General features: G+C 71.4%; 23 protein-coding genes. 11 read left to right on the top strand and 12 right to left on the bottom strand.

Going from position 1 to position 25,689, the window contains the following annotated elements:
• Positions 1 to 21: 21 nt before the first annotated feature.
• Positions 22 to 1,569, top strand: coding sequence for a sodium:proton antiporter (locus D9599_RS27070; protein ID WP_198384408.1), 1,548 nt, complete (start codon positions 22 to 24; stop codon positions 1,567 to 1,569).
• 13 nt (positions 1,570 to 1,582) lie between these two features.
• Here the strand turns inward: D9599_RS27070 and D9599_RS27075 are convergent, their stop codons facing one another.
• Together D9599_RS27075 and D9599_RS27080 are read right to left on the bottom strand one after the other, a co-directional pair.
• On the bottom strand, positions 1,583 to 1,861 hold the full coding sequence (locus tag D9599_RS27075) for a DUF3297 family protein (RefSeq protein WP_198384409.1): 279 nt from the start codon (positions 1,859 to 1,861) through the stop codon (positions 1,583 to 1,585).
• A 96-nt stretch (positions 1,862 to 1,957) separates the two neighbouring features.
• Positions 1,958 to 3,346, bottom strand: a complete 1,389-nt coding sequence (locus tag D9599_RS27080) for a glycosyltransferase family 1 protein (RefSeq protein ID WP_198384410.1) — start codon at positions 3,344 to 3,346, stop codon at positions 1,958 to 1,960.
• Between the two features lie 186 nt (positions 3,347 to 3,532).
• Between D9599_RS27080 and D9599_RS27085 the strand changes: the two genes are divergently transcribed.
• Positions 3,533 to 5,707, top strand: a complete 2,175-nt coding sequence (locus D9599_RS27085) for a glycosyltransferase (RefSeq protein ID WP_198384411.1) — start codon at positions 3,533 to 3,535, stop codon at positions 5,705 to 5,707.
• A gap of 278 nt (positions 5,708 to 5,985) precedes the next feature.
• On the opposite strand, the gene D9599_RS27090 is transcribed toward D9599_RS27085, so the two are convergent.
• The 5 genes from D9599_RS27090 to D9599_RS27110 all read right to left on the bottom strand — a co-directional run bounded on the left by D9599_RS27090 (position 5,986) and on the right by D9599_RS27110 (position 10,998).
• Complete coding sequence (locus tag D9599_RS27090; protein WP_232480974.1) at positions 5,986 to 7,785, bottom strand: polysaccharide biosynthesis/export family protein; 1,800 nt, start codon at positions 7,783 to 7,785, stop codon at positions 5,986 to 5,988.
• A 71-nt stretch (positions 7,786 to 7,856) separates the two neighbouring features.
• A complete protein-coding gene (locus D9599_RS27095) occupies positions 7,857 to 9,032 on the bottom strand; it encodes a capsule biosynthesis protein (protein ID WP_198384412.1) in 1,176 nt (391 codons plus the stop codon).
• On the bottom strand, positions 9,001 to 9,651 hold the full coding sequence (locus tag D9599_RS27100) for an ABC transporter ATP-binding protein (RefSeq protein ID WP_198384413.1): 651 nt from the start codon (positions 9,649 to 9,651) through the stop codon (positions 9,001 to 9,003). The genes D9599_RS27095 and D9599_RS27100 overlap by 32 nt, the downstream gene beginning before the upstream one ends.
• Positions 9,652 to 9,670: 19 nt before the next feature.
• Positions 9,671 to 10,498: an ABC transporter permease gene (locus D9599_RS27105; RefSeq protein ID WP_198384414.1), complete on the bottom strand. Its 828-nt coding sequence runs from the start codon at positions 10,496 to 10,498 to the stop codon at positions 9,671 to 9,673.
• Positions 10,495 to 10,998 (bottom strand): DVU3141 family protein, encoded by a 504-nt coding sequence (locus D9599_RS27110; RefSeq protein WP_198384415.1) that lies wholly within the window; start codon positions 10,996 to 10,998, stop codon positions 10,495 to 10,497. Before D9599_RS27110 ends, D9599_RS27105 begins: the two co-directional genes overlap by 4 nt.
• A 432-nt stretch (positions 10,999 to 11,430) precedes the next feature.
• Here D9599_RS27110 and D9599_RS27115 point away from each other — a divergent pair, with 432 nt between their 5' ends.
• Both D9599_RS27115 and D9599_RS27120 read left to right on the top strand, forming a co-directional pair.
• A complete protein-coding gene (locus tag D9599_RS27115) occupies positions 11,431 to 12,834 on the top strand; it encodes a hypothetical protein (RefSeq protein WP_232480975.1) in 1,404 nt (467 codons plus the stop codon).
• Complete coding sequence (locus D9599_RS27120) at positions 12,831 to 13,622, top strand: SDR family oxidoreductase (RefSeq protein ID WP_198384417.1); 792 nt, start codon at positions 12,831 to 12,833, stop codon at positions 13,620 to 13,622. Before D9599_RS27115 ends, D9599_RS27120 begins: the two co-directional genes overlap by 4 nt.
• A 273-nt stretch (positions 13,623 to 13,895) precedes the next feature.
• On the opposite strand, the gene eda is transcribed toward D9599_RS27120, so the two are convergent.
• The 5 genes from eda to D9599_RS27145 form a co-directional block, all read right to left on the bottom strand.
• Positions 13,896 to 14,528: a bifunctional 4-hydroxy-2-oxoglutarate aldolase/2-dehydro-3-deoxy-phosphogluconate aldolase gene (gene eda / locus D9599_RS27125; RefSeq protein ID WP_198384418.1), complete on the bottom strand. Its 633-nt coding sequence runs from the start codon at positions 14,526 to 14,528 to the stop codon at positions 13,896 to 13,898.
• Positions 14,525 to 15,472 carry a sugar kinase gene (locus D9599_RS27130; protein ID WP_198384419.1) on the bottom strand — a complete coding sequence of 316 codons (948 nt, stop codon included), beginning with the start codon at positions 15,470 to 15,472 and terminating at the stop codon, positions 14,525 to 14,527. Before D9599_RS27130 ends, eda begins: the two co-directional genes overlap by 4 nt.
• A 17-nt stretch (positions 15,473 to 15,489) precedes the next feature.
• Positions 15,490 to 17,256 (bottom strand): IlvD/Edd family dehydratase, encoded by a 1,767-nt coding sequence (locus D9599_RS27135; RefSeq protein ID WP_309228729.1) that lies wholly within the window; start codon positions 17,254 to 17,256, stop codon positions 15,490 to 15,492.
• Between the two features lie 207 nt (positions 17,257 to 17,463).
• On the bottom strand, positions 17,464 to 18,387 hold the full coding sequence (locus D9599_RS27140; protein WP_198384420.1) for a manganese catalase family protein: 924 nt from the start codon (positions 18,385 to 18,387) through the stop codon (positions 17,464 to 17,466).
• An 81-nt stretch (positions 18,388 to 18,468) separates the two neighbouring features.
• Positions 18,469 to 19,395: a threonine/serine dehydratase gene (locus D9599_RS27145; protein WP_198384421.1), complete on the bottom strand. Its 927-nt coding sequence runs from the start codon at positions 19,393 to 19,395 to the stop codon at positions 18,469 to 18,471.
• A gap of 136 nt (positions 19,396 to 19,531) precedes the next feature.
• Here D9599_RS27145 and D9599_RS27150 point away from each other — a divergent pair, with 136 nt between their 5' ends.
• The 7 genes from D9599_RS27150 to D9599_RS27180 form a co-directional block, all read left to right on the top strand.
• On the top strand, positions 19,532 to 19,987 hold the full coding sequence (locus D9599_RS27150; protein ID WP_198384422.1) for an HPr kinase/phosphorylase: 456 nt from the start codon (positions 19,532 to 19,534) through the stop codon (positions 19,985 to 19,987).
• 44 nt (positions 19,988 to 20,031) lie between these two features.
• On the top strand, positions 20,032 to 20,937 hold the full coding sequence (rapZ, locus tag D9599_RS27155) for an RNase adapter RapZ (RefSeq protein ID WP_198384423.1): 906 nt from the start codon (positions 20,032 to 20,034) through the stop codon (positions 20,935 to 20,937).
• Positions 20,938 to 21,073: 136 nt separating this feature from the next.
• Positions 21,074 to 21,523 (top strand): PTS sugar transporter subunit IIA, encoded by a 450-nt coding sequence (locus D9599_RS27160; RefSeq protein ID WP_198384424.1) that lies wholly within the window; start codon positions 21,074 to 21,076, stop codon positions 21,521 to 21,523.
• Entirely contained in the window at positions 21,520 to 21,849 is a 330-nt protein-coding gene (locus tag D9599_RS27165) for an HPr family phosphocarrier protein (RefSeq protein ID WP_198384425.1), read from the top strand. The genes D9599_RS27160 and D9599_RS27165 overlap by 4 nt, the downstream gene beginning before the upstream one ends.
• Before the next feature lie 55 nt (positions 21,850 to 21,904).
• A complete protein-coding gene (gene ptsP, locus D9599_RS27170; RefSeq protein ID WP_198384426.1) occupies positions 21,905 to 23,812 on the top strand; it encodes a phosphoenolpyruvate--protein phosphotransferase in 1,908 nt (635 codons plus the stop codon).
• A 97-nt stretch (positions 23,813 to 23,909) separates the two neighbouring features.
• Positions 23,910 to 24,995, top strand: coding sequence for an aromatic ring-hydroxylating dioxygenase subunit alpha (locus D9599_RS27175; protein WP_198384427.1), 1,086 nt, complete (start codon positions 23,910 to 23,912; stop codon positions 24,993 to 24,995).
• Between the two features lie 226 nt (positions 24,996 to 25,221).
• Positions 25,222 to 25,689 (top strand): hypothetical protein (locus D9599_RS27180; protein WP_198384428.1); only part of this gene is annotated, 468 nt, incomplete at its 3' end.

Raw genomic sequence — 25,689 nt, forward strand, 5'->3', positions numbered from 1 at the left:
GCTAGCCCCTAGGCTGGCCCCATGGAGTTGTTCGAGACCATCATTGCCCTGCTGCTGGCGGCGGCCCTGCTCTCCACCCTGGCCGAGCGGATCGCGGTGCCCTATCCGGCGCTGCTGGCGCTCGCCGGCACCGCCGCGGCCTTCATCCCGGGGGTGCCGGTCGTCACGCCGGACCCGGCGCTGGCTCTCGCGCTCTTCGTGGCCCCGGTGCTGCTCGACGCCGCCTTCGATACCTCCCCGCGCGACCTCAGGGACAACCTCGTGCCCGTCGCGACCCTGGCGCTGGTGGCCGTGGGGGTCACGGTGGCGACCGTCGCGGTGGTGGCGCGGCTTTGCCTGCCGGAGATGCCGCTGGCCGCGGCCGTAGCCCTGGGCGCCATCGTCGCGCCGCCCGACGCCTCCGCCGCCACGGCCGTGCTCCGCCGCCTTCGCCCCCCGCACCGCATCCTCGTAATTCTAGAGGGGGAGAGCCTGTTCAACGACGCCAGCGCGCTGCTGATCTACCGCATGGCGCTCGCGGCAGCGGCGGCCGGCAGCTTCTCGGTGCTCGATGCCGGGTCGGTGCTGCTGCTGACCGCGGGCGGCGGGGCGCTGTTCGGCTGGGCGGTGGCGCGGCTGCACCTCGCCTGGGTGGACGGGATGTTCCGGGACATCCCCATCAACACCCTCGTGCAGTTCCTCGGCACCTTCGGCGTCTGGCTGGTGGCGGAGGCGCTGCACCTCTCGGCCATCATCAGCGTCGTCGTCTTCGGGATGACGCTGGCCCGCCACGCGCCGCGGCGGATCGGCGGGCGGCGGCGCATCGCCTCCTACGCGGTGTGGGACGTGGCGGTCTTTGTGCTGAACGCCCTCGCCTTCCTCCTCATCGGCCTGCAGATGCGTGCCGTCGTCGCGCGGCTGGACGGCGCCTGGGAGGGTGTGGCCCTCCTGGCCGCGGCCACCTGCGCGGCGGTGGTGCTGACCCGGCTCGCCTGGGTCATGGCCTTCAACACCGTCGCGCGCTGGGCCGCGGCGCGCTTTGGTCCGCGCGTGCGGGGAGGTAGGGCCATGCCGGAGCCCAGCCGGGAAGGGGGGCTGGTCATCGCCTGGTCGGGCATGCGCGGGATCGTCACCCTCGCGGCGGCGCTCGCCTTGCCAGAGAGCCTGCCCTACCGCGACGCCATCGTCTTCGCCTCGGTCTGCGTGGTGCTCGTCACCCTCGGGCTGCAAGGCACGACGCTCGGGCCGCTGCTGCGCCGCCTCGGCCTGTCGGACGACGGCACGGTGGAGGCGGAGGTGGTCCTCGCCCGGACCGGAACCGCCGAGGCCGCGATCCGCGCCCTGGAGGGGGAGCCGCCCTCCCCGGGGCGGGACACGTTGCTGCGGGAACTCGCCGCGCGCGCCGCCCTCGGCGAGGCGCCGCCCGCCGATGGCACCGCTCGCCTCCAGCGCCGCGCCGTGGATGCGGCCCGCGACGCGCTGGAGGCGCTCCGCCGGGACGGGACGATCGGCGACGACGCCTTCCACGCCGTGGAGGAGGAGCTGGACCTGATGGAGCTGGCGGCGGACCCGCGCCTGCGGCCGGGCTGAGGCCCGGCTTTCGTCAGGCTTCGGAGCCGGCCTCGGAATCTGCCTCGGGCGCCGGCGCGTCGCGCAGATAGGGCTCCACCTTGCCCTGCAGCTTCATCGTCATCGGCTTGCCGAAGCGGTCCACCGCCTTGCCGACCGAGAGCCGAACCCAGCCCTCGCTGACGCAGTACTCCTCCACGTTGTTCTTCTCGACGCCCTTGAAGCGGATGCCGACCCCGCGCTCGAGCAGCTCGGCGTTGAAGAAGGGGCTCTTCGGGTCGGTGGAGAGGCGGTCGGGCAGGGTATCGGTCATGAGGAAGCTTTCGGGTGGCCGGACAGGAGGTGCCTGGGCGGGCGGTGTTAGCGAAGGCGAGGCCCAAAGTCCAAGCCCGGGCTCCCGCGGCCCCGCTCAGCCCGCCTCGAGATCGGGTTCGGCGGGCAGCGGCACCGGCTCGGGCGTGCCGGGCTCCAGCGGCACGCCGAGCCGGCCGTAGAGCTCGGCCAGGCGCCGCTCGTAGGCGGCCGCGCTGAAAACCGCGGCGCGGCGCCGGCCGGCCCAGGAGAGATGGCCGCGAAGCTCCTCGTCCGCGTCCAGCGCGCGGATGCCCTCGGTCATGGCGCGCACGTCGTAGGGGTCCACCCGCACCGCCGCATCCCCGACCACCTCGGGCATGGAGGAGGTGCTGGAGGTCAGCACGGGCGTGCCGAGGCTCATTGCCTCCAGCACCGGCAGGCCGAAGCCCTCGTAGAGGGAGGGGAAGAGCACCGCACGCGCCCCGCGGATGAGGCTGACCAGCAGGCGGAAGGGCACGTAGTCCAGCAGCACGACCCGGCGGCGGGTGATACGCCGGCCGTTCTCCTCGACGGAGAAGCTCATGTTGATGTGCTCGTCGAAGAGGAACTTCAGCTCCTGGTCGCTCTTCCAGGCCTGCTTGCCGACGAGGATGAGCTGCTTGTCGGAGCCGGAGGCGAGGAAGGCCTCGATGAGGCGGCCGACATTCTTCTTCGGCTCGATGGCGCCGAAGAACATGAAGTAGTTGCCCCATTCGAGCCCGAAGGAGCCCGCCACCTCGTCCCGCGCGAGCGCCTCGGGCTTGTTGGCCAGCCCCGGCGGCAGCTCGACGGACTGGTAGGTGTTGGTGACCTTCTCCGGATCGGCACCGAGGAGGTTGATGATGTCCCGCCGCGATGTCTCGCTGACGGTGACGATGTGGTCCGCGCTTTCGAGAAGCTGTGTGCAGAGACGCAGATAGCGGCGCTTGTGGTCGAGCGTCGTGAAGGGCAGGCGCAGCGGCACGAGGTCGTGCATCGTGTAGATGTTCCGCGCGCCGCGCAGGCGGAGCGGCAGCGGATAGGTCCAGTGCATCACCGCCGGCGCCGGGGAGGGCGAGGGCAGCTGGATGACGCGCTTCCTCAGCTTGTAGTTGTTGTGGGACCTCGTGAAGATGTCCTCGAGGTTCCAAAGCCGGTCGAAATGCGGGAGGCGGTTCGCGAAACCGTTGATCACCACCTGGCCGGTGACCGGGATCTCCACCAGCTTCTCGCCGAGGCCCGTGAGGAGCATCCGGCGGAGGCGGCGGAAGCCCGTGGTCTCGACCAGGCGCTGCGCCGGGTCGTCGAAGAAGGCGACCTCGCGCATGAGCGGCCTGAGCTTCGCGCTGACCGCGCGCCCGTAGAGCACCTCCACCTGCGCGCCCATGCCGCCCAGCCGGTAGGAGAGGTTGCGGGCATAGGTGGAAACCCCGGTTCCCTGCTCGAGGGCGAGGTTGAAGCCATCGATCATGATCCTGGGACGCATGGGTGGAGCTTAGCAAGGTTCCGCCTCGGGAAAAATCCGCGGCCGCCCCGGCCCGCCCGTGGAGGTTGCGCCGCCGGCACTGGCCTCGCGCGCTGCGTCGCGGCATGGTCGGCGTGCGGCGCGGCGGGTCGGCGCTCGGCAAGGCTGGGAAAGGGGCGCTCGGTGCCGGACGAGGGATGGGGCGGGATGAGTGGACCGGTAGGCGAGGACTCGTCCGATCCCGGCGCCCTGCTGGCGAGGGCCGATGCCGCCCGCGACAACCGCCGGTGGGAAGAGGCGGCCGAGGCCTATGCCGCCTTCCTCCGCCTGCACCCGAACAAGCGCGGCATTATCATCCAGCGCGGCCACTGCGTGAAGGAGGCGGGCGACCCCGCGGCCGCCCTCGAGCTCTACCGCCGCGCGGAGGCGATGGAGAGCCGTGACGCCGACATCCACCTCCAGATCGGCCACGCACTGAAGCTGCTGGGACGACGGGGCGGGGCGGCGGAAGCTTATGGCCACGCGGTCGCGCTCGACCCCGGCGGGCGGGATCCCTGGGCGGAATGGCTCGCCCTCCGCGACAGCCTCTCCCCGCCGCACGTGACGGGGCTGCTGCTCGACCTCTCCGACCTCGTCTCCTGGTACGGGCACCGCCGGGCGCCGAGCGGCATCCAGCGCGTGCAGGCGGAGATCGCGGCCGCCGGGGAGGCGTCCCTCTGCGCCATGCACCCGGAGGAGGACGTCTGGCGCGCCCTGCCGACGCCGCTGTTCCACCGCCTGCACCACCTTTCCCGCAGCGGTGCGGATACGGAGGATCCCGCCTGGCGGGAGGCGCTGGGCGCGCTCGAGGCCTGGCGGCGGCAGGGCCATGTGCTGCGGCCGGGCGCGGGCGTCACCATCGTCACGCTCGGCAGCGCCTGGTGGCTGCCCCGCTACGCCCCCGCGCTGCGGGCGGCGCGCGCGGCGGGGGCGCGCTACGTGCCGGTGCTGCACGACTGCGGGCCCCTCGTCCTGCCGGACGTCACGCCGCCGCACACGCGGGCCGCCTTCGGCCGCTGGCTTTCCACCCTGCCGGTGCTGGCGGACGGGGTTGTCGCGGTATCCCAGGCGACGGCCGCGGAGTACCGGCGCCTGATGGAGCGCCACCTGCCGGGCTGGCCCGTGCCGCCCGCCATGGTGGCGACCCCGGATGGCCGCGCGGAGGACATTCCCGAGGAAGCCCCGGCACCCGTGGCTCCGCGCGGCCTCGCCGCCCGCTTTGGCTTCGGGCGGCGCCGGTCCTCGCCCCTTCCGGCGCGGCCCACCCCGCCGGGCCTGCCGGAAGGGCCCTACGTGCTGCTCGTCTCCAGCTTCGAGCCGCGGAAGAACCACCTTCTGGCGATCGAGGCCTGGCGGCGGCTGCTGCTCCGGCGCGGGGCGGCCGGGACGCCGCGCCTCGTTTTCGCCGGGCGGCGGGCGCCCGGGGACGGGCCGGTGATGGAGGCGCTGGAGGACCCCGCGCTGGCCGGGCATGTCATGGCGCTGCACGAGGTGGACGACGCGGGGCTCGCCGCGCTCTACCGTGGCTGCCTCTTCACCCTCTATCCCAGCCGGCACGAGGGCTGGGGGCTGCCGGTCTCGGAATCGCTTCTCCACCGCCGTGTGGCGCTCGTCTCAGAGATCCCCTCATTGATGGAGAGCGGCCGGCAGGGCGCCGTCTTCTTCACCCCCGACAGCGCCGAGGACCTGGCGACCGCGGCCGAGGGGCTGATTGCCGATCCGGCCCGCCTCTCCGCCCTGGAGGCCCGCATTCCCCGTAACGGCGGGCTGAGGCCCTGGGCAGAGGTGGCGGAGAGGCTGGCGGTGGCTGTGCGGCGCCTGACCTCGGGCGAGGCCGGGCACCGGCCCCCAATACTGCCACCCTGCGAGCCGGTGCGTCTCGGCCATGGTGGCCTGCCCGGACCGCACCCCGCGATCGCGATGGCCGAGGCCTTGTTACAGGGCGCCAACTGGCACCCCGCGCAGGACTGGGGCGCCTGGACCGTGCCCGGCCGCGCGGCGCTGCGCTTGCCGAGCCTCTCCGAGGGACCGGCCCGCGTCTCCCTCGCTCTCCGCCCGCCGCTCGGCGCCTCCGGTACGCTGCGGATCACCCTCTCGCGCGAAGGAGCGGAGCTGGCGGTGACGGAGCGCGCTCTCGCGGAGGCGGAAGAGGTGGCGCTGGAGATCGGCGCGGGCGGGACGGACCTGGAGCTGGTGCTGGAAGCACCGGGCACCGAGCAGACCGCGGAGGGGTACGAGGTGGGCGTGGGCGTCGTGGCCGTGGCGGTGATGCACGGCGCCTCGCCGGCCGACCGGCTGGCCTATCTGGAGAACCGTATCCTCGTGCCGGTGCGGCAGTCCTGAGCTGCCCCCGGAGAGGGCACTGCTCTCTCCGGACCTCAGCGCTAACGCGCAGCGTTCGTCCCGCACCTGCCACGGGTCGGAGGCCTTTGGACCTCCATCCGGCTTCGCGGATCCGTTGATGGAGGGCGGCTGCCCTTCCTGAACTTGCAGTCTCCCCGGGGCATTGACCCGAGGCGCACCGACTCCCCAGTGTTTCCAACACGAAAAAAGATGAGAGGGGGGCGGGGGAGAGAATTTCCTCTCCCCCCGGGCTCATGAGAGCCGCCCGTGGGGGAAGGTTACTGGAAGATCCGCGCCGCCAGGGCCGTCTGGTAGATCAGCTGGAACACATCCCGCGTCACCTGGAACAGCTTCGGGTCCAGCCGGGGTAGGACGATGAGCTCGTCGCCAGGGCGGGGACCGACGCGCGGTTCCAGCACGATCTCCCCGCTGGCACGGCGGATCATAATGTTGGAGAGATTGCCGCGCTGGGTGAAGCCGCCGGCCTGCTGAACATAGTCCTCGATGCGCAGGTTCGGGCGCCACAGCACGGCCTGGGGCGTGGTCACCTCGCCCGCCACCATCACCACCTCGCTCCGCTCCGGCACGACGATGGTATCGCCGTCCTCCAGCCGCGTGTCGGTGCAGCGGCCGGTGCCGTCGGAGACGACGAGGCGGCCTTCCGGCTGCACGCGCCGCGCCCGGGAGATGTACTGGGAGACGAGCTGCGCCTCGCTTGCCCGGATCTCGGCGACGCCGGTGGTGGAGGAGGTGGCGGTGAAGAGCTGCCTCTCCAGGCGGTCAAGCGTCTCGTTGATGGTCCGCATCTGCTGGGCCGCGAGCCGGGGGCGCAGGAGGAAGACCGACTGCGTGTCCGCCAGCACGGGGTCCACCGCCACGTGGTCCAGCAGCTGGCAGAGGCCGATGTCGCGGTCCGCGATGAGGACGGAGGGACCGATGCGGCTGCCCTCGATCGTCACGCGGATGGTCTGGGCGGGCGCGTCGGTGATGAAGCTCGCCACGTCCTGGTCGAGCAGCGACATGCGGCGCAGCTCGGCGACCGTGGTGTAGCGCGACCAGGGCTGCCCGTTGCGCGTGCCGCGGACGACCACGTTGGTGGCCGACGGCAGGGGGGAGGCGAGCCCGATCAGCTCCTCGCCGGTCATGGCGCGGCCCGGCACCTCGAAGAGGTAGTTGTTGCGGATGGCGCCGTCCACGCTCACCAGCGCGCCCTGCTTGCCGACGACGATGGTGTCGCCCTCGGCGAAGAGGTGGCTCGGCAGGCGGCCCGTCAGCAGGAAGGGGTAGAGGTCCACGCGCGCCACGGTGCGCCCGCCGCGGCGAATTTCAATGTCGCGGAAGGAGCCGCGGGCGGGGTCCACGCCGCCGGCGCGCAGCAGGTAGTCGATCACGCTCTCCATCCCCGTGCCGGTGTGGCGGCCGGGGGTGCGGACGAAGCCGGTGACGAAGACGCCGATGCGGTTGACGTTCAGCAGCACCGCATAGACCTGCACCTGCTGGGTGTAGATGCGCCGCACCTCGGCCTCGACGGCCGATTGCAGTGCGCCCGCGGTGGTGCCGGCGATGCGGATGGGGCCGATGCCCGGAAGGAAGAGGTTGCCGTCCCCGTCTACGGCGCCGATCGCCTCGGATTCCACGGCACCCCAGACCCGCACCGAAACGCGGTCGCCGACGGCGATGCGGTAGTTCGGGTTCGGCGCATCGGCCGGCGAGGGCGCGGCGCGGGTGAAGAGGCTGGCGCCGAAAACAGCGGAGGAGGGGCCGGGGCGGCGCCCGACATCGCCCAGCGGGCCGGAGACGACCGGGCCGCCCTCCGCCTCGGTGGAGGTGCCGAAGCGCGACGTGGTGGTCGCGCTCGGCAGCAGGGTGTCGTTCGCCTGGAGCGGCGCGGCCTGCGTGAGGGTGGGGCCGAGAAGCCCGGGCACCGGCTGCTGCAGGAGCCCGCTGTTGAGCTGCGCCTGCGCGGCGATGGGCGAGAGGGGCGCGAGAAGGGCCGCGAGCAGCGCGAGGCCCTGCGCCCCCCGGCGCGTCCTGCCGCCCTCGGCTGCGCCCGCCCGCGTGGTTCCGGTCTGCATCATGTTGCTCTGGTTCGTCCCGGTTTTCATGGACAGCCTGGGTGGTTCGGGCCGGCGGGGCGCCGGCCCGCGGCTCAAGACGCGTGCTCGCGGAAGCCGGCGAAGATGAGGGAGCCGATCCCGTAGACCACGAGGAGCACCGCGAACAGGCTGACGATGGTGAAGGTGGCCTTCGGATACTGTGCGCTCTCGGCCTCCTGCGGCTCGGTGATGCGGGCGACGTAGAGGTGCTGGCGCACGGCATCGGCGCGCGCCGTCTCAAGGCTGGTGACGGCCGAGGCGAGCTGCCGGTCGGCGAACTCGCGCTCGAGCATCAGGCGCTCGTAGCCCGCGAGGAGCTCCGGCGCCGCGCCGCGGCCGTTCGTCAGGCGCTCGCGCTCGGTCCTGATCTGCGTCTCCAGCGAGGAGATGCGGTTGCGGAGTACGGCCATCTGCGGGTTGTCGGCCCGCATGTAGGCGGTCTTCTCCTGCAACTCGGCGCGCGTCTGGCTCAGCGCGTCCTCCAGTCGGCCGACCGACTCGAGGCTGGCCGCGATCTCCCGCGTCGGGTCGATGGCGCGGCCCTGCTGGCGGAAGGAGGTCAGCGCCTCGCGCGAGGCAATGACGCGGCGCTCGGCGATCCCGACCTCGCGCCGCGCGTCGCCCACCGCATCCCCGCGCTGGCGATCGCTGATGCGGTTGACGAGGTTTTCCGAGGCGCGGAGCAGCGCCTCGGCCAGCAGCTTCGAGTCCTCGGGGCGGAAGGTGCGGACCACGAGGCTGACCGTCGCGGACTCAGAGTCGAACTCGGCCACCACCATGCGGCGGTAGTAGCGGGTCAGCATCTCGGCGCTCGGTTCGGAGAACCACAGCCGGGCGATGAAGTCCGACTCCGGACGGCGCCAGATGGAGACGAGGTCCACCGACTTGCGCAGCTCCCGCACGAGGTCCTCGGACTGGAGGAACTCGCGCACCGCCATGGAGTCCTCGGGCACTGCCTTGAAGCCCGCGCCGCCGAGCATGGCGCCGAGCGCGCCCATCGAGTTGTTGTTGCCAGAGCTGGGACCGCGCACGAAGAAACGCGCCTCGCTCGCGTACTGGTTTGCCGCGACAGCCGTGAAATACCCGATGGCGAGCGCCGTCGGCAGCACGACCACGAGCAGGAGCCCGCGCCACTTCCGCAGCTTGCGCGCGAGGGCGGAGGGCCGCCGCTGCGCCGCAGCTGCGGGGGTCGCCGCATCAAAGGCTTTGATAGACGGCGATACCTTCATCGAGATCCTCATACAGCTCAAGGAGACCGTTCCGGAGCACGACGGCGGTGCGGCAGTACTGCCTGATGTGGTCGGCGAAGTGGGAGACCATCAGCAGGGAGGCATTGCCGAGGCGCTCCTCCAGCATGGTCTGGCAGCGGGCGACGAAGCGCTGGTCGCCGGCGGAGATGATCTCGTCCACGAGGTAGCAGTCGAACTTGACGGAGAAAGAGAGCGCCATCAGCAGGCGGCTCATCATGCCCGAGGAATAGGTGCGGACCGGCTCGAAGAAGTAGCGGCCGATTTCAGCGAAGTCCTGAACGAAGTCGAGCGTCTCCGCCACGTCCAGCCCGTAGATGCGGGCGATGAAGCGCGCGTTGTCGGCACCCGAGAGGCTGGCCTGGAGACCGAAGCCGGAGCCGAGCGGCCAGGAGATCGACATCTCCCGCCGCACGCGGCCGCGGGTCGGCGCCTCCACCCCCGCCATCACGCGCATGAGGGTGGATTTGCCCGCGCCATTGCGGCCGAGGATGCCCACCTGGTCGCCGCGGTCGATCGTGCAGGAGATGCCGCGCAGGATGTCGCGCCGCCCACCGCGCACCGGGTAGGACTTCCAGACGTCCTCGAGGATCAGGGACATGGAGCTTGTGCCATCCCGCCTAGAAGATCTCGAGCTTGCGCCGCGCGCCGCGGAGATAGGCGAGGCCGAGAAGGTTCACGATGAGGATGGAGCGCACGACGTAGCCGACATCGTAGTAGGAGCGGAAGGCGTGGCCGAACATGCCCTCCCGGATCATCTCGTGGAGGTGCACGAGGGGTATCCAGAGCAGCAACTCGCGCACCTCCGGCGGGAACCAGGCAAGTGCGAAGAAGGCGCCCGAGAGCGGCATCGCGAGGTAGGTGGCCGGATGGATGATCCGCTCCAGCCCGTCCCAGTTCGCGACACCGGCCGCGAGGATCATCGAGACGCCGTGGCAGAGCAGGAACATCAGCAGCATGGCGAAGAAGATCTCGCTGATGTTCGCCGGCCATACGCCCGCCCACCAGGCGGCGACGCCGAGGACGAGGAGGATCACGCCGAACACCGCCGCCGCCTCGAGCAGGTTGCGGGAGACCAGCACGTCGACCGGCGTCACCTGGCGATGAAACAGCAGCGTGAGATTGGAGTGCAGCGCCGTGCCCGCGCGGTTCACGACCGAGCGGAACATGAAGAACGGCACGTAGCCGACGATGGAGAACAGGAAGGGATCCACGCCGCCGGGCATGCTCTGGCCGTGCGAGGCGTGGATGATGCCGAGCACCGTGCCCAGCACCAGCGGCTCGAGGAAGAGCCAGAGGAAGCCGAAGTTGTGCCGGCCGAAGCGCGTCTGCATCTCGCGCAGGATGAGGGCGGAGACCACCCGCCACTGTATGGCAGCCCCCTCGATTGCCCAGTGCCGCCGCGCCCGCCGCGAGGGGAGGCTGGGCAGGCCGGAGGCGTCACTCACGGCCGGTAGACCGCGCCGCCCCGCAGGAGGGCGCGCGCGGCCACCCAACCCTGAGAGGGATCCTTGCAATAGGTGGCGCCCGGAGCACCGCCGGGGGCGGAGGAGGCACCGAACTGCAACTCGCGGCACTCGCGGCCTGAGGCGGCGTTGTAGGCCCTGACCATGCGCGCCGAGACGGTGCGCCCGCCACCGGCCAGCACGACACTCTCTGCTTGGCCGGGCTGGGCACGGGCGGCGAAGGCGGCCAGCGGGTCCGCGGCTCGGACAGGCAGCACCACGCCCGTGGCGGGTGGCGGCGAGACGGGCGCAGGCCCGAGACCGACCGGGTTCCACCAGCTCACTTCGGTGCTATGGGTCGCGCAGCCGCCGAGGGTGAGCAGGAGAACCGCCGGAATGAGACGCGGGAGCGCTGCCCACTTGGCCGGACGCCGCCGGGCGGGCCCTGGGCGCCGCCGGGAGGAACCGATCCGCGCCAAGCCGATAGCCGTGCTTTCCTTCATACGAGAAGTTTACTGCACCATGCCGTGAAGGGCAAAAACTCGATGACGGCTTCTCAGCATTCCGCTGACCTGTTGCCGATTTCCCCATCGCGCGACCTTCTGGCGCGCTGGCCACACCTGCCGGCCTTCTGGCCAGAACTGTCTGTCGCGCAGCCTAACCTTTTGCCGCGGTTCGATGTTCTGCCCTTCGCACCGCCCTCTTTCGCCGGGCGGGACCGCCCGTCGGTGCTACGGACCGCCTTGGCACCCCCCCTGGCACCGGGAGAGCCCGAGACGCTTCGCACCCTGATCACCCATCATCGATTGGGCGGTCCGGCAGCCCTTCCGGACCCCGGCGGGGCCGTTCTGGGGGGTGATCGACGAGTGGTGATCGTACTCGACCCTTGCACTCGAGCCCTCCGGTCACGTGCCGAGGCGATCCTGACCGCGGCGATGGCCGAGGGTCTGGTCGTGGTGGCGCGCGACCCCTTCGCGAGCCCCGCCGCAGCCGCCTGCCTCCGCCCTCCCCGCGGCGTCAACCACTTTCCTCAGCCGCTCTCTCCCTGGACCCTGCTCGACGCGGCGGCGGCACTCCGCGGTGCGGGACCCTTCATGGCCGCCCTGGCCGAGGCGGCCGGGGTGCCGCACGACCTGGAGGGCGAGCACCTCCTCCCGCTGCTCGCCTCCCTCCGCGCGGCCGATCCCTTCCGCGCCCGCGCCTGGAGCCGGGCTGAGGGACTCCTGCTCCTGGCGGACTGGGCGGCCGCGGCGCGGGCGAACCGGGGTGTCTCGGCATGCATCGGCATCGCTCGCTGGAAGCGCCGGCAGGTCGCGGCAGTGCTGGCGCATGAGGACGGCGCACCGGAGATGACGAACGACATTGCCCAAGCCGTCGGCCGCGCCCGGGCCGAAGGCGGGGCCGTCGTCGCCTGGGCTGCGGCCTGCACGGACGCCCTGGCATCCGCCATCCGGACGGGCGGCGTGGAGCTGCGGCTGCTGGAGGACGGCTTCATCCGCTCCCGCGGGCTCGGTGCGCGCTTCCTGCCGGGCGCCTCCTACAGCCTCGACGCGCGCGGGGCCTATTATGACCCTCGCCAGGCCTCCACGCTGGAGATGATCCTGACGGAGGGCGGCTTCGCGCCGGAACTCATCACTCGCGCCGCAGCGCTGCGGGCGGAGATCGTCCGGCGCGGCGTCTCGAAATACAATCTCTCGCCTGGGGCCGCGCTGCCCGAGCTGCCGGTGCGGGGCGACCGGCGCATCATCCTCGTCCCCGGCCAGGTGGAAGACGACGCCTCCGTGCGCCTCGGCGGCGGCGCCATCCGCACCAACCTCGCCCTGCTGCGCGCCGTGCGGGAAGCGGAGCCGGAAGCCTTCATCCTCTACAAACCGCATCCTGACCTCGAGGCCGGTTTCCGCCGCGGGCGGCTGCGCGCGGCCGATCTTGCGGGACTGGCGGATGCCGTCGCGGGCGGCGTGCCGATGCCGGCCCTGCTGCCCCTGGTGGACGCGATGCATACTCTGACTTCGCTCTCCGGCTTCGAGGCGCTGCTGCGCGGCCTGCCCGTCACCTGCTGGGGCCAGCCCTTCTACGCCGGCTGGAGCCTGACGGATGACCGCGCGCCGCTTCCGTCCGGCCGCCGCGGCGTGGCCCGCAGCATCGACGAACTCGCGGCCGCCGCGCTCATCCTCTACCCGCGCTATCTTGACCCGGTGACGCTCCTGCCCTGCCCACCGGAGGTGATGATGGATCGGTTGGAGGATCCCTCCGCCTGGCGCATCTCGCCGCTGACCATTCACCGGGGCGTCGAGGGTTTCGTGCGCGGCACCCTCGCGCGGATCGGAGGGCGGCGGTGAGCGAGGGCTTCAGCGGCGGAATCATCCTTTCCGGCGCCTCGCGCGGGTTGGGGGCGGCGCTGGCGCGGCGCCTGGCCGGTCCGGGCGTGACCCTCGGCCTGATCGCGCGCACCGAGGCCGGCTTGCGCGAAACCGCCGCCGCCTGCGCCGGGCGCGGCGCCGCCGTGCGCGTCGCGGCGCTCGACGTGCGGGACGCGGAGGCCGTCGCGCGCACCGTGCTCGACTGGGACGTGGCAGCACCCACCGCCCTCGTGGTCGCCAATGCCGGCATTGCCGCGGGCCGGCGGCCGGACGGCACGCCGGAAGGGGTGGCGGAACTCACCGCCCAGGTCTCGGTGAACCTTCTCGGAGCGGTAAACCTCGTCGGGCCGCTACTGCCCGCGTTCCGCGCACGCCGCGCGGGGCGGATCGGCCTCGTCGCGTCCGTCGCGGCCTTCCACGGGTTGCCGGACAGCCCGGGCTATTGCGCCTCCAAGGCCGGGCTCTGGGCCTGGGGGCAGGCCATCCGCGCCGACCTTCGCGACAGCGGCGTCGAGGTGACGCTGATCGCACCGGGCTTCTTTGAGAGCGACATGGGCCGCGCCTGGCAAGGACGACGCCCCTTCTCCCTCACCACCGACGCGGCCGCGGCGCGGATCGAAAGGGCTCTGCGTTTGGGAAGGCCAAGCTGCGCCTTTCCCCTGCCGCTCGTCGCCGGCCTGCGCGCGCTCTCCTTCCTGCCGGCGCCTCTCGCGGATCGGGCGGTGCGGCTGCTGCGGTTCCGGATTGCTGAGGGGGTGCCTTCCTGAAGGGGCGCGGCCGGTGACGCTGGGGGGAGGAAGAAAGGATTCTTCCGCCCCCCACACCCCTCACCATCATCTTTTTCTTCGAGTTGGAGCTGTTCGGCGGACGGTGCGCCTCGGGTCGAGGACCTGAGGCGAATGCACGTTCAGAAAGCTTCCGCGACAGCCAGATGGGGATCCAAGAGCCCCAGGCACCTTGGAGGGTGCGGGACGAACGCTGCGCGTTCGCCCAGAGATCCGGAGGGGGCAGAGCCCTCTCCGGGGCCATCAGAGCCGCACTCAGGTATTCTGCATTGCCCGCCGCGCACGAGCCTCGATTGCCCCCCACTCCCCCGCCGCGATTTCCGCGGAGGGCGCCAGCCAGGAGCCGCCCACGGCCACCACGTTGGGCAGGGCGAGGTAATCGCGCATCTCCTCCTCGCCGATGCCGCCGGTGGGGCAGAAGCGCGCCTCCGGGAAGGGGGCGCCGAGCGCTTTCAGGGCGCCGATACCGCCGATCTGTGCGGCGGGGAACAGCTTCACCGTCGTGAAGCCGCGCGCGGCGGCAGCCATCAGCTCAGAGGCCGTGGCGATGCCGGGGACGAAGGGGATGCCGCTCTCGGCCGCGGCGTCCAGCAGTTCCGGCGTGGCGCCGGGAGAGACGGCGAAGGGAACGCCGAGCCGCTGGGCGAGCAGCAGGTCCCGCCGGGCAAGGACGGTGCCGAGGCCCACGATGGCGTCCGGCACCTCCGCCATGATGGCCTCGGCCGCCTTGGCGCCGGCCTCGGTGCGCAGCGTCACCTCCAGCGTGCGCACGCCGCCGGCGACGAGGGCGCGGGCCAGCGGCACGGCCTGGGCGGCATCGCGAATGGTCAGCACGGGCACGATCCGCGCCGCGCGCAGCAGATCGGCGATCGGATTGGGCGTGGTCATGAGGTCTCCAGGGAGCTTTGCGGGCCAGGAACGTCGGCGGGCATGGCGTCCCGCGGGATGATGGCGCCGGGGTGCCGCACCACCACGCCCGCGAGGCGATGGCCGGCGAGGGCCGCCGCCTTGGGGTCGGCCCCGTTCAGGCGCGCGGCGAGATAGGCGGCGGCGAAGCTGTCGCCCGCACCGGTCGTGTCCACGGGCTTGACGGCTTCGGGCGGAGGAACTGGCGTCTCGCGTCCGAGGGGCGCCACGATGCAGCCGGGCTCGGCGAGCTTCACCACCACCTCCGGCACGCCGGCGGTACGAAAGCGCGCGATCAGCCCCTCGGGTGTCGCCTCGCCGTCGAGAAGGGTGAAGTCCTCTATTCCCGCGAGGACGGTGGTGCTGAGGGCGATGGCGCGGTCGTAGACGGCGCGCGCCTCCTCGCGATCCGGCCAGCCACGGGGGCGGAAGTTGCTGTCGAAGGCAAGCGCGCCGCCGCGGGCGCGCAGCGCCTCCAGCGTCGCGAAGAGCCGCTCCCGCGCCGCGCCGCGGAAGAGGGAGAGGGTGATGCCGGAAAGATAGACCAGATCGGCCCCCGCGATCCCCGCCTCGATCCGCGGGGTCTCCGGCTGCTCAAAGAGCTGCCGCACCGGCGCCTGGTCGCGCCAGTAGGAGAAGCGGCGCTCCCCCTCGTCGTCGGTCTCGATAAGGTAGAGGCCGGGCAGCCGGCTTGGCAGGCGCAGCACGAGAGAGGTGCCGACGCCCTCCTCCGCCCAGGCGCGGATCATCTCCTCGCTATGCGCGTCGTCACCGAGGGCTGTCGCATAGTCCACGCTGACGCCGAGACGCGCGAGATAGACGGCGGTGTTCAGCGTGTCGCCGCCGAAGGCGCGCGCCAGCAGCCTGTCCGGGCGCTGGCGCAGCTCGATCATGCACTCGCCGAGGCAGACGACGCGCGGCGTCATGGCGGCGCCCGGCCCACTCAGTGCGAGTTGCGCGGCAGACCCGCCGTGTGCACGAGGTCCTGGTAGGTCACGGTGTCCTCCATGCAGGCGCCCGTCGAGAGCTGCCCGACCGTCGCGCGGTAGAGCGCCTGCCAGGGCGTCTGGTTCTTCAGCTGCAGGGGAGGCAGCGCGGCGCGGCGGGAGGCGATCTCGTCGTCGGAGACCAGCAGGTCCACGCGCCGCTTCGGCAGGTCCACCCGCACGCGGTCGCCGGTGCGGAGGATGGCGAGGTTGCCGCCCGCCGCCGCCTCGGGCGAAACGTTGAGGATGGAGGGGCTGGCCGAGGTGCCGCTCTGCCGCCCGTCGCCGATGCAGGGCAGGGCGTGGACGCCGCGGCGGATCAGCTCGTCCGGCGGCTGCATGTTCACCACCTCGGCCGAGCCGGGATAGCCGACCGGCCCGCAGTTGCGGATAAAGAGGATGCAGTTCTCGTCGATCTGCAGCGAGGGCTCGTTGATCCGGTGGTGGTAGTCCTCCGGCCCCTCGAAGACGATCGCGCGCCCCTCGAAGGCGTCGAGATCGTCCGGGTTGGAGAGATAGCGGGCGCGGAACTCGGGGGAGATGACGCTCGTCTTCATGATGCCGGAATCGAAGAGGTTGCCGGTCATCACCAGCATCCCGGCCTCCGGCACCAGGGGCTCGGCGAAGGGACGGATCACGTCGCGGTCCTGCGTCTCGGCGCCGGCCATCTCCTCGGCCACGCTGCGGCCCGTGACGCTCAGCGCGCCGCCGCGCAGCAGCCCGGCGTCGAGCAGCTCGCGCATGACGGCGGGCACGCCGCCCGCGCGGTGGAAGGCCTCGCCGAGATACTGGCCGGCCGGCTGGCAGTTCACGAGCATCGGCACGTCGTGGCCCACGCGCTGCCAGTCCTCGAGCGACAGTTCCACGCCCACGTGGCGCGCGATGGCGATGAGGTGCGGCGGCGCGTTGGTGGAGGCGCCGATGGCGGAGGCGACGAGGATCGCGTTCTCGAAAGCCTCCTTCGTCATGACCTTTCGCGGCGTCAGGTCCTCGCGCACCATGTCCACGATGCGCAGCCCCGTGCGGTAGGCCATCTGCCCGCGCTCCCGGTAGGGCGCGGGGATGGAGGCGCAGGTGGGCAGGCTCATGCCCAAGGCCTCTGCCAGCGAGTTCATCGAGAGGGCAGTGCCCATGGTGTTGCAGTGGCCGACGCTCGGCGCGGACGCCGCGGCCATGTCCATGAACTCGCCGTAGTCGATCTCGCCGGCCGCGAGCCGCTGGCGTCCCTCCCAGATGATCGTGCCGCTGCCGGCGAGGCGTCCCTTGTAGTGCCCGTCCAGCATCGGCCCGCCCGAGAGGACGATGGCCGGGATGTTCACCGTCGCCGCCGCCATCAGGCAGGCGGGCGTCGTCTTGTCGCAGCCCGTGGTCAGCACCACGCCGTCCAGCGGGTAGCCGAACAGCACCTCCACGAGGCCGAGGTAGGCGAGGTTGCGGTCCAGCGCCGCCGTCGGCCGCTTGCCCGTCTCCTGGATTGGGTGGACGGGGAATTCCATGGGGATGCCGCCGGCCTCCCGGATGCCGGCCTTCACGCGCTCGGCCAGAACCAGATGGTGGCGGTTGCAGGGCGCGAGGTCGCTGCCGGTCTGGGCGATGCCGATGATAGGGCGGCCGGACTGAAGCTCGGCGCGGGTGATGCCGAAGTTGAGGTAGCGCTCAAGGTAGAGCGCGGTCATGCCGGGGTCTTCGGGATTGTCGAACCATGCCTGGCTACGCAGCTTCACCGTGACGACTCCCCCTAGATCTTCCGCGGGCGGGTTTCCGTTACCCTTGCCGATGCTAGCCCTTGGATCGATCCAGAGGAACCCGCGCTAGGGGTTCGTTGCGGGGACGGGGATGCGTGCCGATTGCCGGCCGAAGGCCGGGCCCGGAGTTGGCCGGTCCTGCCGCCGGAAAGAAAAGGGCCGGGGAAGGTCCCCGGCCCGTCGCAGCTACATCTTCTTCGTGAGCTTTGTCGCGATCTCGAACATCTCCTCGGGCGCGTAGTCCGGCGCGAAGGCGGAGGGGATGCCCGTCAGCTGGTGGATCTTGCCGCCCTCGGGCATGCCATCCACCACGGTCAGCTCGCCCGGCGGGTCGCCCGGCAGGGCCTGCTCGCCATTGCCCCAGATGCCCGCCATGTCCTTGTAGTCGGCGGGGCTGAACGTATAGAGCCGGCGGTGCGAGCCCTCGGCGAGGTACTTCTGGCACTCGGGGATGCGCGCCAGGTTGATGTTCGGCGTCGGCAGGAACTTCTCCAGGTCCACGCCCGTGATGTTCTTCAGCGCCAGCGCATAGGCATGGGCGTGGACCGAGCCGCGGACGAGGAGATAGCCGCAGACCTCGCGGCCCGTGGGGTCGGACAGCGTCTCATAGACCCGCAGCTTGTGCAGCCGCGCGCCGCATTCGAGGTGGAAGTTGTGCAGCAAGTCCACGACGACGTTGCCGGTCGTCGTTACCATGTCCGCGTTCCAGGACATGGAGTTGCTGTTCACCGGCGTGCTGCCGCCGCCGTGGGAGGCGAAGCTGGCGAAGGAGCGGATGTCCTTCATCGCCTCGAAGGGCGCGCCGGAGATGTCGCCGCCGTCGCCCTCGTCGGCCCCCGGCTTGTCCGGGCCGTTGTTGAGCATGGCGACGCCGTTGCTCACCAGTTCCACATGCCCCAGCTCCTCCGCCGTGATGGAGGCGACCAGGCTGTAGAAGGGCTTCAGCTTGTCCTTGCTGCGGAAGTTGAAGCTCTGGAACATGTAGTTCCCGAGCGTGGACATCTCGCCGTACTTGCCGCCCAGCAGCTCCTGAAGGGCGGCGGCGGCGTTCGGATCCTTACGCTTGGGCGCGGGCAGCTCGGCTTGCAGCTTGTCGACGCGCATAAACATAGATCAGCCTCCTGGGGTAACGCCTGTCGGAACGGGCGATCCCCGGGATGGTTCGGCGCGATGCCGGCTTCGTGCGCTTCCTCAACCAACCACGGAGCCGGGCTGGCAGTTGCCCCCGCAGACGAGCACGCCAACCCGTGCGCCGGGCGGCGGCACCCAGGCGCCGGAGAGAAGGGCGGCTAGCGCCGTCGCACCCCCCGGCTCGGCCACCAGGCGGGCGGCGGACCAGAGGCGGCGCTGCGCCTCGAGGATCGCCTCGTCCTCCACGAGGACGGCTTCCCGGACGACATCGCGCGCGATGCCGAACATGAGGCCGCCGACGCGGCGGGCGCCGAGGCTGTCCGCGGCGAGGCCGCCCACGGGCGCGTCCACCGGCTCACCCGCGCGCAGCGCCTCGTGGAAGGTGGGGCAGCCCTCCGGCTCCACCGCCACCAGCTGGATCGGGCCACCGGCGAACCAGGCGGCCATGCCGCCGATCAGCCCGCCCCCGCCGACCGCGACGAGCACATGGGTCAGCCCCGGCGCGTCCGCCTCGAATTCGCGCGCGACGGTGCCCTGGCCAGCCAGCACCTCCGGCTGGTCATAGGCGTGGACCGAGGCGGCGCCGGTCTCGGCCCGGCGCGCCTCGCTGGCGGCGAAGGCCTCGGCATAGGTGGCGCCGCCCTGTACGACGACCGCCCCGGCCTCGCGGATGCGCGCGACCTTCGAGGCGGCGGAGATGGCTGGTACGTAGATCTCCGCCCGGATGCCCAGCGCCGCCGCGGCGTGGGCAACCGCCGCGCCATGGTTCCCGCCAGAGGCCGCGATGACCTCCCGCGCGCCCGACCCCAATAGGGCGTTGAAGGCGCCGCGGGCCTTGAAGGAACCGCTAACCTGAAGCTGCTCTAGTTTCAGGGCGACGGCGCAGGGCGTGCCGAGCGCGTCGGCCGGTAGTTCTAGGATGGGGGTGCGTCGGACATGGGGAGTGATGCGCGCGGCGGCGGCTTCGATATCGGGGCGGCTGGTCATGTCCCGCTGGATGGGGCAGGTGGGAGGCGCTGTCCATGCCGCATGCTAGGAACCAGGGGCCGGCAGGTGGCGCTTCCGTCCCCGCCGGAATCCTGCCAGGGTCCGCTCGCGAATTCGGGAACATGACCAAGCCTCCATGCTGCAACACGGCGCCTGCGCGGCGCGCCAGGGCATCGGCGTTCTTCTCCTGGGGCCATCCGGCGCCGGGAAGTCCGACCTTCTCTTGCGTCTGATGGGGGAGGGATGGACTCTTGTGGCCGATGACCAGGTCCTGCTCCGCGCCGAAGGGAAGGGGTTGCGCGCGCGCGCGCCCGAGGGGCTGCGCGGCATGATCGAGGTGCGCGGCCTTGGGCTGATCGCCGGGATGGAGGCGGCCGGAGAGGTTTCCCTTGCCCTTGCGGTGGCTTGCGTGCCGCGCGCCGAGGTGCCGCGCCTGCCCGAACCCTCCCGCTTCGAGGCGCTGGGCCGGTCCCTGCCGCGCCTCGCGCTGCACGCCGTGGAGGCCTCCGCCCCGCAAAAGCTGGCCCTCGCCCTAGAGGTGCTCGCGGGCCGCCTAGCCTGCCGGGCGGGCGCGCTGGAGGCGGTGTCCTGAACGCCGCCGGACCCCAACCCGCCGCACCGGCCATTCATCGCCCCATGGTGGTGGTCACCGGCCTCTCGGGCGCGGGGAAGGTCTCGGCGCTGCGCGTGCTGGAGGACCTCGGCTACGAGACGGTGGACAACCCGCCGCTCACGGTGCTCGCGGAACTGATGGCTGGCTCCGGGGAGCGGCCGCTGGCGATCGGGATGGACACGCGCACGCGCGGCTTCGACGCGGCGGCCCTGCTCGCCGGGCTCGACGCGCTGCGGGCGCGCGGCGGGCCCGCGCCCGACCTCGTCTTCATGGATGCGGAGGAGGACGTTCTCCTCCGCCGCTATTCCGAGACGCGCCGGCGGCACCCCCTGGCCCCCGCCGGCTCGGGCGTGGCCGACGGCATCGCCCGGGAGGCGGAGCTGCTGGCGCCCTTGCGGGACGCGGCGGACTGGGTGATCGACACCTCTGGCCTGCCGCTGCCGGAACTGCGCCGGATGATCGAGCACCGCTACGGCCGGGCGGGGCGGTCGCGGATGTCGGTCGCGGTGATGTCCTTCGGCTACCCGCGCGGCCTGCCGCGGGAGGCGGACTTGGTGCTGGACCTGCGCTTCCTGCGCAACCCGCACTACGATCCCGCGCTCCGCCCGATGACTGGCCGGGACGCCCCGGTGGCCGCCTATATCGAGGAGGACTCCGAATGGGCCCCATTCTGGTCGCGCATGACGGCGCTGCTGGACCCGCTCTTGCCGGCCTATGAGGCGGGAGGCAAGAAGTACCTGACCGTGGCGCTGGGCTGCACCGGCGGCAAGCACCGCTCGGTCCTGACGGCGGAGCGGCTGGCTGCCCGCCTCGTCAACGCCGGCTGGCCGGTGGAGCTGTTCCACCGTGAACTTTCGATCCGGGAAACCTTCCCGGAAGACGACTCACAACGGCCCTTGCCGCACCCCATATCGACCCATCGAGCATGAACCAGAACCCCTCCGCCGCGGCCCCCGCCCCGGCGCTCAACCCGTCCGTCCCGGCCAGAGCGACAGCTGCCGAGCTCATCCTCGTCCCGGCCGGCGCGCGCCCGCGTGCATGCCGGGCGCGTGCCCCGGAGCGCCCATGATCGGCGTCGTCCTCGTCACCCATGGTCGCCTGGCGGAGGAGCTTCGCCTCGCCATGGAGCATGTCATGGGTCCCCAGAAGGCGATCTCCACGATCTGCATCGGCCCGGAGGACGATCTCGAGGGCCGGCGCGGCGATATCCGCGCGGCGGTGGAGGATGTGGACCAGGGCGACGGGGTGGTGGTTCTGACCGACATGTTCGGCGGCACGCCCTCCAACCTCGCGGCCTCCATCAAGGACCGCTGCGCGCCCTCGGGCTGCTGCGGGCGTCAGGTGGAGGTGGTGGCGGGCGTAAACCTGCCGCTTCTGGTGAAGCTGGCGAAGCTGCGCGGCTCGGAGCCCCTGGCCGAGGCGGTGGACCACGCCGTGAACGCCGGCCGCAAGTACATGGCGACCGCTGGGGAACTCCGCGGCGACGGCAACGGCAATGGTGGAGCGAAACGATGAGCAATGATGCCGCCCCCGCGGTGGAGCCGAAGGCGGCCAAGCCCGAGGGCGCCCCGGTGGTGCTGCGCCGCAGCGTGACCATCCGCAACCAGCGCGGCCTGCACGCCCGCGCGGCCGCGAAGCTGGTGACGGTGGCCGAGAAGCACTGCTCCTGCCTCAACGTCACGCATGATGGCCAGACGGTGCCCGCTTGCTCCATCATGGGGCTGATGATGCTGGGCGCTGGCCGCGGCGCGACCGTGCTGCTGGAGGCCGAGGGCTGGGACGCGCGCGAGACGATCGACGAGGTGGCCGCCCTGATCGAGGCCGGCTTCAACGAGGACTAGCCCCGCGGAGCCGGGTGGAGCGAAGGTCGCCGGCAAGCGCCGGACGGAGGGTCGGATGAAGACGGAGGCGCCGCCTGGCCCCCGTGGCGCGGACGGTAAGTCCGCCGAAGCGCGAGACGGTAAGTCCTCGGAGAGCCGTGACGGCAAGTCGGCCAAGGCGGAGGGGCGCGGCAAGGGCGCCCGCCGGGGGCGCGAGTTGTCGATCAAGGGCATTCCGATCTCGCCCGGTGTTGCCATCGGCACCGTCTACGACACGGCGGAGGCACCGGCAGCGGCACCGCGCCGCAACATCACGGCGGGACAGGTGGAGGCGGAGCGGGCGCGGCTGAATGCGGCCATCGCGGCCTCGCGCAAGCAGGTGTCCAAGCTGAAGGCACGCTTGGCCATCCTGCCCGAAGAGGCGCAGGAGGAGCTGGAGCCGCTGCTCGACGCCTATTCCATGATGCTCGGCGAGAGCCGCCTTATCCGCGGCGCCCGCAAGCGCATCGAGGCGGAGCTTCTCTCGGCCGAGACCGCGGTGGACGACGAGGCGGAGGCGATCGCCAACGCCATCCTGCAGGCGCGGGACGACGACAAGGCGGGGCTGCGCCGCCGCGCCGGCGAGGTGCACGAGATCGCCCGCCGCCTGACCCGCAACCTGACCGAATCCGGCTTCCGTTCTTTCAAGGACGTGCCCGAGGGCTCGATCCTGATTGCCGAGGAGCTGACGCCGGCCGATGCCGCGCTGCTCGACCCCTCGCGCATCGCGGGCGTGGCGGCGGCGGAAGGGGGCGCGGACGGGCACACGGCCATCATGCTGCGCGCGCTCGGCATCCCGAGCGTGCTCGGCTTGCCCGGCTTGACCAACGCCCTCTCCCGCGGGGACCAGGCGGTGCTTGATGGCGGCGCCGGCACCATCGTGCTGCGCCCGGGCGCGGAGGCGCTGGCGGCAGGGCGCGAGGCCTCGGTCGCCTATGCGAAGGAGCGGACGCGGCTGGGCAAGCTCCGCCGCCTGCCCGCCGTCACGACTGACGGGGAGGAGATGGAGCTTCAGGCGAACCTGGAGATCCCGGCCGAGCTGCCGCTCATCGCCCAGGCCGGCGCGCAGGGCGTGGGGCTGGTTCGCACCGAGTTCCTCTTCATGAACCGCCAGGGCCTGCCGGACGAGGAGGCGCATTACGAGGCCTATCGCCAGATCGTCGAGGGCACGGACGGCGCGGGCGTCACCATCCGCGTGCTCGACTGGGGTGGCGAGAAGGACATGGAGGCGCTGGCGGAGGGAATTGAGCCTTTCCACGCCGGGCCCAACCCCGCGCTCGGGCTGCGCGGCATCCGCATGCTGCTGCGCCGGCCGGAGCTGCTGGAAGTGCAGTTCGCGGCCATCCTCCGTGTCGCCTCCCTCGGCAAGGTGCGGATCCTCCTGCCCATGGTCACCATCCCCGAGGAGGTGAGCAAGGCGCGCGAGATCTACGACCGCGTGGTCAAGCGCGTGCGCCGCCGCGGCGTGACCCTGCCGGAAAAGCTGCCGCCGCTCGGCGTGATGATCGAGACGCCCGGCGCCGCTCTCGCCGCCGACGCGATCGCGCTGGAGGCGGATTTCTTCGCGATCGGCACGAACGACCTCGCGATGTACACGCTGGCGGTAGACAGGGCAGAGGTGGAGGTCTCGCATCTCTACGATCCGCTGCACCCCGCGGTGCTGCGGCTGATCCAGTTCGCGACGGAGGCTGCACTGCGGCTGCGCATGCCGGTTTCCGTCTGCGGGGAGATGGCGGGCAATCCGCGGCTGGTGCCGCTGCTGATGGGGCTCGGCCTGCGCAGCCTTTCCATGAACGCGAGCGCCATCCCGCGCGTGAAGCAGATGGTGCGCGCGCTGAACGTGGACGACTGCGCCCGCTTCGCGCGGCGTGTGATGGAGCAATCCGATCCGTTGCGCATCCAGGAGCTGGTGATGAGCTTTGTCCCCGGCGAGGGGAAGGGCTGACCCGCCCCGCCCCCTGACTCGCTCCCGCTTCCATGCCAGTCTGGCCCCGTGATGGGCGGCTAGGCTGGGCGGTCGCGGTGCGGGAAAGTGAGGGCGAATGGATCAGGTGATGCCGGCAGGGGAGGGCGCGCGCCATGGGCGCGACCTCGACCGTGACCTGCGCCGGGTGGGCGCGCACCCCGATCACTGGTACCCGCTGGCCTGGTCGACCGAGCTGAAGCCCGGCAAGTCGTTGGCCGTGCGCTTCGCGGGCGATCCCATCGTGCTCGTGCGTCCGAAGGAAGGTCCGGTCTTCGCGCTGGAGGACCGCTGCGCCCATCGCCAGGTGCCGCTGAGCAACGGCTTGGTGGAGGGCTGCGCGATCCGCTGCGGCTATCACGGCTGGGCCTATAACGACGCCGGCAAATGTGTGGACGTACCCTATCTCGGCAAGGACAAGCTGCCGAACGGCGTGCGCGCCTATCCCTGCCGCGAGGTGGAGGGGCTGATCCTCGTCTTCCCCGGCGATCCCGCGCGGGCCGACAGCGTGCCGCTGCCCTCGCTCGGCTCGGTGGCGGACTCCCGCTACAAGACCCGTCGCTTCGGGCAGGAGGTGGGCTGCCACTACAGCTTCATGCACGAGAACCTGATGGACATGAACCATCAGTTCCTGCACCGGAAGCAGATGGGGAACATGGTTCCCCGTTTCCGCGGCGGCGCGCAGGGCGAGGACTTCGTCGAGGCGCGCTACACCTTCTCCCGCGTCGGCGGGAAGCAGCCGCTGGGCGAGGCGGCGATCTTTGGCGAGCGCCGCAAGGTCGGCGCGCCCTCCTCCTCCGCGGAGAAGGACCTGATGACGATCCGCACGGAGTATCCCTACCAGACGCTGCGCATTCAGACCGGCGACGACGCGCCGGTGATGGACCTCTGGATCGCCTATGTGCCCGTGGACGCCGCGCAGCGCCGCAACCGCACCTTCGGTCTGCTCTCGGTCAAGCGCCCGAAGATCCCGGGGCTGCTCGAGGCCGGCTGGCCGCTGCTTGTGCTGTTCACCGAGCGCATCTTCCGCGAGGATCGCGAGATCGTGGAGATGGAGCAGGCTGCGCACGACGCTCAGGGCGAGGACTGGAACCAGGAGGTGTTCCCGGTGATCCGCAATCTGCGGAGTCTGCTGCGCGCACGAGGCGGCGCGACCCTGGCCTGAGTGCTGCTGCTTGCCACAACCCGGAACGGTTGCGGTGTTTCGCGTGAAGGTTGTGGCGAAGAACTTTACTCTGTGCCGTGCCGCCGCAACCCGCGAAAGCTAAGAGATTGATCTTGCTCGTGCTGGTATCCTGGTCTCCATCTTGCACAACCAGGGCTTGGCGGAACGGGCAGTCCGGCGTTGGTGGTCCCTAGAGGCCGCCGGGTGGAGGGGAGTCAGTCGACGAATGAGTATCATTGCCAGCATGGCGTCCGCGGTATCTCGCGCGGCCTGCCTGGTTTTCGGGCTCGGATTGGCTGCTGTCGCCGCTCCGGCCACGGCCAACGTGATCTACACCTTCCAGCAGACGACGACGACCATCTCCACCGGCGGCGCACCGTGGGCTCCGCCTGGGCCGGTTCCGGGTGTCGTCACGTCCGGCAGCTTCACGCTGGAACAGTCCATCGTCCGCTCACCTTATGACCTTCGCGTGGACAGCGGGTCCTCGTCCCCGCCGAGGCGCGACCCTGGGCTGGTGGATATCTCCTTCCTGACGACAGGACCGTTCCCGCTCACGGCGGACCTCGGCGACTTCACCACGCCAAGTCGGCCCAGCAGCGGGGATAACTACCGGATCAGCCTTTTGGGTATAGCAGGCTCAATCATTCCGTCTGGTGAGATACGCTACAACGATTCCACCTCCGACACGCGGCTT

The organism is Roseomonas sp. KE2513 (genome assembly GCF_016107305.1).
GTDB lineage: Bacteria > Pseudomonadota > Alphaproteobacteria > Acetobacterales > Acetobacteraceae > Roseomonas.